Annotated in this window: 8 protein-coding genes; 6 read left to right on the forward strand and 2 right to left on the reverse strand. The window is 65.4% G+C overall.

Annotated features, from left to right (window positions below):
* Positions 1 to 86: 86 nt before the first annotated feature.
* Both ACREB7_RS19795 and ACREB7_RS19800 read right to left on the reverse strand, forming a co-directional pair.
* Positions 87 to 719: a hydrolase gene (locus tag ACREB7_RS19795; RefSeq protein WP_431593979.1), complete on the reverse strand. Its 633-nt coding sequence runs from the start codon at positions 717 to 719 to the stop codon at positions 87 to 89.
* Between the two features lie 118 nt (positions 720 to 837).
* Complete coding sequence (locus tag ACREB7_RS19800; RefSeq protein ID WP_431593980.1) at positions 838 to 1,728, reverse strand: pirin family protein; 891 nt, start codon at positions 1,726 to 1,728, stop codon at positions 838 to 840.
* Positions 1,729 to 1,847: 119 nt separating this feature from the next.
* Here ACREB7_RS19800 and ACREB7_RS19805 point away from each other — a divergent pair, with 119 nt between their 5' ends.
* From ACREB7_RS19805 to ACREB7_RS19830, 6 genes are all read left to right on the forward strand, one after another.
* Positions 1,848 to 2,768, forward strand: coding sequence for a LysR substrate-binding domain-containing protein (locus ACREB7_RS19805; RefSeq protein WP_431593981.1), 921 nt, complete (start codon positions 1,848 to 1,850; stop codon positions 2,766 to 2,768).
* Between the two features lie 201 nt (positions 2,769 to 2,969).
* Positions 2,970 to 3,761: an enoyl-CoA hydratase/isomerase family protein gene (locus ACREB7_RS19810; protein ID WP_431593982.1), complete on the forward strand. Its 792-nt coding sequence runs from the start codon at positions 2,970 to 2,972 to the stop codon at positions 3,759 to 3,761.
* Positions 3,762 to 3,782: 21 nt separating this feature from the next.
* Positions 3,783 to 4,649: an SDR family oxidoreductase gene (locus ACREB7_RS19815; protein WP_431593983.1), complete on the forward strand. Its 867-nt coding sequence runs from the start codon at positions 3,783 to 3,785 to the stop codon at positions 4,647 to 4,649.
* A gap of 80 nt (positions 4,650 to 4,729) precedes the next feature.
* Positions 4,730 to 6,190, forward strand: a complete 1,461-nt coding sequence (locus ACREB7_RS19820; RefSeq protein ID WP_431593984.1) for a WS/DGAT/MGAT family O-acyltransferase — start codon at positions 4,730 to 4,732, stop codon at positions 6,188 to 6,190.
* Positions 6,187 to 7,143, forward strand: a complete 957-nt coding sequence (locus ACREB7_RS19825) for an alpha/beta fold hydrolase (protein ID WP_431593985.1) — start codon at positions 6,187 to 6,189, stop codon at positions 7,141 to 7,143. Before ACREB7_RS19820 ends, ACREB7_RS19825 begins: the two co-directional genes overlap by 4 nt.
* Positions 7,140 to 8,576: a DUF1214 domain-containing protein gene (locus ACREB7_RS19830; RefSeq protein ID WP_431593986.1), complete on the forward strand. Its 1,437-nt coding sequence runs from the start codon at positions 7,140 to 7,142 to the stop codon at positions 8,574 to 8,576. Before ACREB7_RS19825 ends, ACREB7_RS19830 begins: the two co-directional genes overlap by 4 nt.
* Positions 8,577 to 8,619 lie beyond the last annotated feature (43 nt).

Consider the following 8,619-nt stretch of genomic DNA (forward strand, 5'->3'; position numbering starts at 1 on the left):
GGATCGCCCTTTCATCGGGTAACATGGTCCTGATATTTGCGACGGCGCGCCGGTGGGCGCGCCGGTGGGCGCGCCGTCGATCACACTCAGTCCTTGAAGTCCTTTTCGGGATTCGATCCGTCCCAATTTTCGAACACATGCATGAAGCCGGGAACGGTCGCCTCGCGCGCCCAGTCGCGCTGCAGTTCGCAATAGAGCTGGGTCTTGCTGATCAGCTGGCCGCCCGCCTGTTCGATGCGGCGTAGCGCCGCTTCGTGCGCGGCGAGCGAGGTGCCGCCCACCGCGTCGGCGACGACATAGACCTCAAAACCTTCCTTGAGGGCGTCGAGCGCGGGAAAGGCGAGGCACGCCTCGGTCCACAGCGCCGTCATAATCAGCTTGCGCCGCCCGGTTTCCTCGACCGCGCGCCGGAATTCCACATCTTCCCAGCTGTTGATCGTCGTCCGGTCATAGGTGGGAAGATGGCCGAGTACGGCCTGGATTTCGGGGATCGGCGGCTTGTTGCGGCCGGTTTGCACGTTCACCGTCGAATGGACGATCGGAAGGTCATAATTCACCGCCGCCCGGGCGGTGTTGACGATGTTGAAGACCAGCTCGCGGCGGTCGATCGACCGGATCGAAGACACCTGGATCGGCTGATAGTCGATGATGATGAAGGCCGAATTTTGCGGGGTGAGCAAATGGTCGCTCTTCGGATCGCGGATGGCTTCGCTGGTCATGGTCGGTTCCTTTCGTCTGCTGCGCCCTTATCGAAACCGGGATCGGCCGAACGCGCGCCGCCCCGGAAACAGAAGGACCCGGCTCTTCGGAGGGGTCTGGAAGAGCCGGGTCGCAGCGTCAGGCCGCTTGCGCGAACTTGCCGCTGTTGAAGTCGTCGATCGCCTGCCGGATCTCGGCTTCGCTGTTCATCACGAACGGGCCATAACCGACGATCGGCTCGTCGATCGGCTCGCCGGTCAGCACGAGCAGCGTCGCGTCGCCGTCGGCGCGCAGGTGAACCGCACTGCCTTCGCGCCCGAGCATCAGCATTTCGGCCTCGCCGACCGCATGCTCATTCTCGACGGTGACATGGCCGCCGAGCACCACCAGCATCGCGGTGTGGCCCTCGGGAAGCGCCAGGGTCATGTCGGCATCGCGGTTCAGGCGCATGTCCCACATGTTGATCGGCGTGAAGGTCTTCGCGGGGCCCCTGGTCCCGTCGAAGTCGCCCGCGATCACCCGCGCCACGCCCGCGCCGCCGGGCAGGTCGACAACCGGAATATCGGCGCTGGTGATGCCCTGATAGCCGCCGGGGGCCATCTTGTCCTTCGCGGGCAGATTGACCCACAGCTGCACCATCTTGAACGGCCCGCCGGTCTTGGCGAAGGCCGGCGAGTGATATTCCTCGTGCAGGATGCCGCCCGCAGCGGTCATCCACTGGACATCGCCCGGACCGATCACGCCGCCGTTGCCGGTCGAATCCTTGTGCTCGACCTCCCCGTCATAGACGATGGTGACTGTCTCGAAGCCGCGATGCGGATGCTGGCCGACCCCGCGCCGTTCGGTGGTGGGGCTGAAATAATGCGGCCCCGCATAATCGAACAGCAGGAAGGGGCTGATGTGCTGGCCGAGCGAATTATAGGAAAAGAGCGAGCGGACGGGAAAGCCGTCCCCCACCCAGTGGCCGTTGTCATTGCCATACCGGCCCAAAATGGTCTTGTTGATGGTTTTGCTGATCGTGTTGCTCATCGTTCATCTCCTGGCGAAGCGACTCTCCGTGGGTCGCTCCGGACTTGAGGTGAACATGCCTCCGCGACGCTGATGCCGAAAGATTGCGATTTCGGACGCAACGTCCTATCAACAGGACGATGCAGGACCTCAACGACCTTTATTATTTTGTGCAGGTCGTCGACCATCATGGCTTTGCGCCGGCCGCGCGCGCGATCGGATTGCAGAAATCAAAGCTCAGCCGGCGCATCCGGAACCTCGAGGACCGGCTCGGCGTGCGGCTGCTCAACCGGTCGTCGCGGCGTTTCTCGGTCACCGAGGTCGGGCATGAATATTACCGCCATTGCACCGCGATGCTGGTCGAGGCCGACGCCGCCGAACAGGCGATCGCCGAGTTGCGGGCCGAACCGCGCGGCGTGATCCGCATGGCGTGCCCGGTCGGCTTGCTGCAATTCCAGTTCAGCAGCCTCATCGCGCGGTTCGTCAAAGACAATCCGGCGGTCGAAATCTATCTCAAGAGCTTCAATCGCCCGGTCGACGTGATCGCCGAAGGGTTCGATCTGGCGATCCGGGTCCGCTTCCCCCCGCTCGACGATACCGGCCTCGTCATGCGAAAGCTCGACGACAGCCGGCAATGCCTGGTCGCGAGCCCGGCGCTGCTGGAGCGCGCGGTGGCGTCGCCCGCCGACCTCAACGGCCTCGCCAGCCTCGACATGGGTCCGCCGCGCCCGGACTATCATTGGGAACTCGTCGGCCCGGACGGGCAGCGGGCGAACATCGGGCACAAGCCGCGCATTGTCACCGACGACATGGCGACGCTGCGCGCGGCGGCGATCGAAGGCCTGGGGGTGGTGCAACTGCCGACGCTGCTGATCTGGCCGGATATCAAGGCCGGACGCCTGATCCATGTGCTGCCCGACTGGCGCCCCCCCGCCGCCGTCGTGCACGCCGTCTTCCCGTCGCGCCGCGGGCTGCTTCCATCGGTGCGCGCGCTGCTCGATTTCTTCGCCAACGAATGCGCCGCCCAGCGCCGAGCAGCGGACCAGGCGCTGCAAGACTAGGCGCGGCGATCGCGCATTTCGGGCACGAGCGCGGCATCGCTTTGCCGGTGGGCTTTTTGAACGCGCCGCCCTTCACCCGTTGACCGCAAGGCAGCGCCGCGCGCGTGCCGGTACTGCCCGCCCCCCTCCACAGGAGGGGTAGGGCCGGCCACACAGGAGCATAGGCTGCCGGCATATCCCCAAGATCGAAGGCGTGCCCGAATGACCCCTCAAGAACCGGACGACGTGCTGCTGGTGACGCGCGATGGCCCCGTTGCCACCGTCATGCTCAATCGGCCGCATCGCCGGAATGCGGTCACGCAAGACATGCTCGACGCGCTCGCGGCTTTCTTCGCCGCCTGCCGCCGCGATCGCGAGTGCAAGGCGATCATCCTGCACGGCGCGGGCGACCATTTTTGCGTCGGGCTCGACCTTGTCGGCGCGCATGGCGACGATCCGATCCTCGACGAACTGCTGCTCGGCGACTGGGGCTTGGCCGACATCCTGCGTGACATGCGCGCCTGCCCGCAGCCGATCGTCATGCTGGGCAACGGATCGATCGCCGGCGCGGGCCTGATCTTTGCTCTCGCGGCGGACATCATCATCGCGAGCGACGATGCCTTCTTCACCACCGCCTTCATCAATCTCGGGCTGTCGGGAACCGAACTCGGCGTCGCCTGGCGCCTGCAACGGACCGTGGGCCTGTCGCTGGCGCGCGAGATGGCCTTCACCTCGGCGCGCCTGCCCGCCGATCGCGCGCTGACGGCGGGGCTGGTCTCGCATGTCGTGCCGAAGGACGCGTTGCTCGCCGAAGGGCGCGCCATGGCGAACCGGATCGCGCAATATTCGCAGGACGCGCTCCGCCTGACCAAGCGCAATCTCGACCTCGCGCTACAGAGCCCGTCGGTCGAAATATCCTATGAACTCGAGGAGCGCGCCCAACTTCGCCGCGCGGCAGGTGGCGCCCTCGACGAAGCGCTGGCCGCATTCAACGCGCGCAAGAGCGGCAACTGACACCCCTTTCGAGGAACCGCCATGCCCTATGATTCCATTTTCCGTCCCGGCCTGTTCGACGGCCAGGTCACGATCGTCACCGGCGGCGGCAGCGGGATCGGCCGCGGCATCGCGCATGAACTGGCGTCGCTCGGCGCGCATGTGGTGATCATGGGCCGCAAGCCCGAGAAGCTCGCGGCGGTCGAGGCCGAGATTCGCGCCGATGGCGGCAAGGTCTCCAGCCAGGTCTGCGACATTCGCGACGAAGCCATGGTCGCCGACGCGGTCGCGGCGGTGCTGTCCGATCAGGGGCGCATCGACGGACTGGTGAACAATGCCGGCGGGCAATTTTTCTCGCCGCTGAAAGACATCTCGACCAAGGGTTTCGAAGCGGTCGTCCGCAACAACCTCACCGGCGGCTTCATTATGATGCGCGAGGTCTATAACCAGTGGATGGGCGCGAACGGCGGCGCGATCGTCAACATGATCATCGACATGTGGATGGGAACCCCGAATTTCGCCCATTCGGCGGCGGCCCGATCGGGCATGTATTCGCTGACCCAGACGGCGGCGGCCGAATGGGCGTCGTCGGGCGTCCGCGTCAACAGCCTCGCCGCCGGCATGATCATGTCGAGCGGTTTCGACAATTATGACGGCGAAGCGGTCAATTTCATTCGCGAATCCGCCAGCAACATCCCGATGCAGCGCGTAGGGACGGTGTCCGAAGTCGCCGCCGCGATCAATTTCCTGCTTTCCCCCGGCGCCGCCTTCATCACCGGAACCTGCCTGCGCGTCGATGGCGGCGGCCCGAACGCGCGGCGCCACCTGAAGCTCGAGCCGCATGGCAATTCGCCGCGCTTCCAGGGTTTCCATCTCGACTCGACGCCCGACCTCTTCCGCCCCGCGTGACGCTGCCACCCTTCGGGAGGGGGTGGCTCCGCCTCCCGGCGCTGCGATGACATCATGCGGCGGTCAAAGGGAGATATGCCATGGTCCAGCAGCTTAGTGCCCAGGATGCACAGTTCGTCTATTTCCAGTCGGGCGACACGCATACGCATATCATGGGGATCTATATCTATGACCCCTCGACCGCGCCCGGCGGCAAGGTGCGGTTCCGCGACATCGTCCAGCACGTCGAGCGCCGGATGCACACCTCGCCGGTTTTTCGTCGCAAGCTTCTCCGCCTGCCCTTCGATCTCGACCACCCCTATTGGGTCGAAGACGAGCATTTCGACCTCGAAGCGCATATCAGCCACGCGCGCCTGCCCGAACCCGGCGACTGGCGCCAGCTCTGCATCCAGGTCGCGCGTCATTTCAGCCGGCCGATGGACATGGGGCGGCCGCTCTGGGACATCTATGTCATCGAGGGGCTCGATCGCATCCCCGGCCTGCCATCGGGCAGCTATGCGCTGCTCCACCGCGTCCATCATAGCGCCATCGACGGCACCGCCGGCGCGCTGATGTTCGCAGCGCTGAGCGATTCCGACGCCAAAGGCACGGCCGCGATTCCCCTGCCCGAAACCCCGGCGAAGGTGGAAAAGGCGCCCAAGGCCGAGGAACTGATCCAGCGCGCGATCGTCGCGGCGATGGCGGCGCCGATCAACTTGCTCAACGCCTCGCTCGAAGCCCTGCCCAAAATGGCCGGCGCGCTGCAAGAGCGCCTTGCCAATCCCGACAGCGCGTCATTCCAGGGCATTCCCGTCACCCGGTTCAACGCGCCGGTGTCGCCGCACAAGATGTTCGACGCGGTCAGCTTTCCGCTGGCGGAGGTGAGCGCCATCCGTAAGCTGATCGACGGAGCGACGATCAACGATGTCGTGCTGGCGATCTGCGGCGGCGCGCTGCGCGACTATCTGCTCTCGCATGGCGAACTGCCCGAACAAAGCCTCGTCGCCATCGCGCCGATCAATGCACGCGCATCGAAATCGGACACCGTGTCGCACGGCAATAATCTGTCGGCGATGACATTGCCGCTCTTCAGCAATATCGCCGATCCCGTCGAGCGGCTGCGGGCCATCCGTGGCTACACGGCGAATGCGAAGGAAGCCAAGACGGGCCTTAGCGCCCGGATTATGACCGACCTGTCGAAGCATATACCGGGCGCAACCCTCGCCGGCGTCGCGCGGCTGATGGCGTCGCCCAGCATGGCTCCGCTTCAGGCCAATCTGCTGATCTCGAACGTCCCGGGGCCGCAAATTCCGCTCTATATGAACGGCGCCCGCCTCGCCGGGCAATTTGCGATGGGGCCGCTCGCGAACAAGCTCGGCCTCTTTATCTCGGTGCTCAGCTACAATGGCAGCATCAATTTCAGCATCACCTCCGAACGCGTCATGTTGCCCGATATCGCCGCGCTGAAAGACGCCTTTACCCGGTCGTTCGAGGCGCTTTCCGCGCTCGCTGCGAAAAGGACGGCACCGAAAGCCCGCTCGCGCAAGGCCGCCCGCCCATGATGCCGCTGCTCGGTGCGGCAGCGACGCCCGTTACGGCTTTCCTGTCGGTGGCGCGCCTCGCGGCACGCGGGCTCGCCGGGATCGGAACCTATTCCAAGGTCATCGACGGGATACGCTGGTGCTGGAGCGAGGCGGGGCCCCGCGACGCCGAGCCGCTGGTCATGCTCCACGGCTTCGCAGGCGACAAGGATAATTGGGCCTTTTTCAGCATGTTGCTGGCGCAGCGCTACCGGGTGATCTGCCCCGACCTTCCCGGCTTCGGAGACAGCGGCCCTGTAGCTCAGGGCGGCTACGCCATAGCCGAACAGGCGCGGCGGCTGGAAAGCTTTCTCGACGCGCTGGGCATCGACACCTGCCATCTCGGCGGCAACAGCATGGGCGGCTTCATCGCGCTGACGATCGCGCTCGACAGTCCGCGCCGCGTCCGCTCGCTCCTGCTGATGAACAACGCCGGCGTGAATGGCGACCGGATGACCGACACGCAGCAGGCGATCCTCGACGGCGCCAATCCGATGCAGGTCAAAAGCCTCGACGACATCGACTTTCTTCTTGGGATCATCCTGCACGATCCACCTTATATTCCCCTGATATTCCGCCAGCTCCTCCTGCTCCAGCTCGCCAGACGCGAGAAGCTGCACAACGAAATTTTCGCGCAGATCGCGAGGAACGCGATCGAAAGTCCGCTCAACGACAGGCTCGGCGACGTCCGCGTTCCGACGCTCGTCCTATGGGGGGATTCGGACAATCTGCTCCATGTCGCGGCCGCCACGACGCAGCACGACGCAATCCCCGGCGCCGAACTCGCGATCATCGAAAATGCCGGACATGTACCGATGGTCGAGCGGCCGTTTCGCACGGCGGCGGTCTGCCTGGACTTTCTGGCGCGGCAACAATGCCGATCGACCGCACCCGCCGATCGTAGCAGAAGACACAGAGGAAAGGTTCAACCATGATCCACCGCAAAGCCAGTTGCCTCGCGCTCGCGCTCAGCCTCGCCGGCCTCCCGGCCGCAAGCCCGGCCCAGCCCGCCACGGCGTCGGCGTCAGCCAGCCCGGTTACGCCCGCCTTCGAGCGCCGCGCCGCCGAAGCGGCGGTCTGGGGAATGCCGCTCGCCAGCTTCGATGCGATGCGCGACGCCTATTTCCGCGATGCCGGGGCGCAATATAACGACATCCTCTACTGGTCGCGGCCGTCCGACTGGAAGAACCAGACCACGACCGCCAATTCGACGTCGCACTATGTTTATGCGAACATCAACCTGCGCGGTGGCCCGGTTGTCTTCGCCATGCCGCCGTCGGGCAAGCTGAGCGTCTACGGCAACCTCCAGGACGCCTGGCAAATCCCGGTCGAGGATTTCGGACTGGCCGGGATCGACGAGGGCAAGGGCGGCGCCTTCCTGCTCACCCCGCCGGGCTATGCCGGCCCGGTGCCGCAAGGCATGCGCGAGCTCGCGATGGCGACCTACAATGGTTATTTCCTGATCCGCCTGACCCCGGTATCGAGCGACCCGCGCGAAGCCGCCACCGCCAACGCGCTGGCGCGCCAAATTCGCCTCTACCCGCTCTCGGCCGCAGCGGCTCCGCCGCCGCAACGCTATATCGACATGTCGGACAAGCTGTTCGACGGTATCGCCCGCATGGACGATAGTTTCTTCGACCGGGTCGCGAAGATGCTCTCCGAAGAGCCGCCGGCGCCCCGCGACATGGTGATGCGGGGGATGCTGCGGACGATCGGCATCGAGGCCGGACGCGCCTTTGCGCCATCGCCCGAACAGCGCGCGGCGCTGGCGAAGGCGGCTGCGCAGATACGCGGCGAGTTGATGGTCGACGGTCAGGTCAGCCGAACCGCCTGGTGGCCGGGCGAGCAATGGTCGACCTCGGCCGACCTGCTGCCGCTCGCCAAGGGCGGCTTTACCTTCGAACTGGGCGACGCCCTGCGCATCGACGAGCGCGCGTGGTTCTATTTCAAGGCCTATGCGTCACCGAAGCGGCTGGGCGCCGCCACCTTCTATGTCACCCAGGCCAAGGATCCGGCGGACGCATGGCTGGCCGGCGACAGGGACTATGGGCTCCACATTCCGGCGAAGGTCCCGGCGGGACAATTCTGGTCGGTCGATGTCTATGACCTCGAAACGAGCGGTTTCCTGCGCGATGTCCCGGTGGTCGGGATCGACAGCAACGAGCCGGGCCTGCGGGTGAACAAGGACGGATCGGTCGACATCCGCTTTTCGGCAAAGGCGTCCCCGCGCGGCAAGGACAACCGGATATCACTGGTTCCGGGCAAGCGCTGGTTTGCAATGTTCCGCTTCTACGGCCCGAAACCGGCCTTGTTCGACAAGAGCTGGGTGCTTCCCAGCATCCGCCAGCTTCCGTCGCAGTCCGAATAGGCAATCGAACGGGCGCCGCGCCGCATCGCAAACCGGCGATACG

This window comes from Sphingopyxis sp., from assembly GCF_050725615.1.
Classification (GTDB): domain Bacteria; phylum Pseudomonadota; class Alphaproteobacteria; order Sphingomonadales; family Sphingomonadaceae; genus Sphingopyxis.

What these genes read in the sequence shown, in the direction of transcription:
- ACREB7_RS19795 (WP_431593979.1), bottom strand. Translation starts at nt 719, where the DNA reads ATGACCAGCGAAGCCATCCGCGATCCGAAGAGCGACCATTTGCTCACC.
- ACREB7_RS19800 (WP_431593980.1), bottom strand. Translation starts at nt 1,728, where the DNA reads ATGAGCAACACGATCAGCAAAACCATCAACAAGACCATTTTGGGCCGG.
- ACREB7_RS19805 (WP_431593981.1), top strand. Translation starts at nt 1,848, where the DNA reads ATGCAGGACCTCAACGACCTTTATTATTTTGTGCAGGTCGTCGACCAT.
- ACREB7_RS19810 (WP_431593982.1), top strand. Translation starts at nt 2,970, where the DNA reads ATGACCCCTCAAGAACCGGACGACGTGCTGCTGGTGACGCGCGATGGC.
- ACREB7_RS19815 (WP_431593983.1), top strand. Translation starts at nt 3,783, where the DNA reads ATGCCCTATGATTCCATTTTCCGTCCCGGCCTGTTCGACGGCCAGGTC.
- ACREB7_RS19820 (WP_431593984.1), top strand. Translation starts at nt 4,730, where the DNA reads ATGGTCCAGCAGCTTAGTGCCCAGGATGCACAGTTCGTCTATTTCCAG.
- ACREB7_RS19825 (WP_431593985.1), top strand. Translation starts at nt 6,187, where the DNA reads ATGATGCCGCTGCTCGGTGCGGCAGCGACGCCCGTTACGGCTTTCCTG.
- ACREB7_RS19830 (WP_431593986.1), top strand. Translation starts at nt 7,140, where the DNA reads ATGATCCACCGCAAAGCCAGTTGCCTCGCGCTCGCGCTCAGCCTCGCC.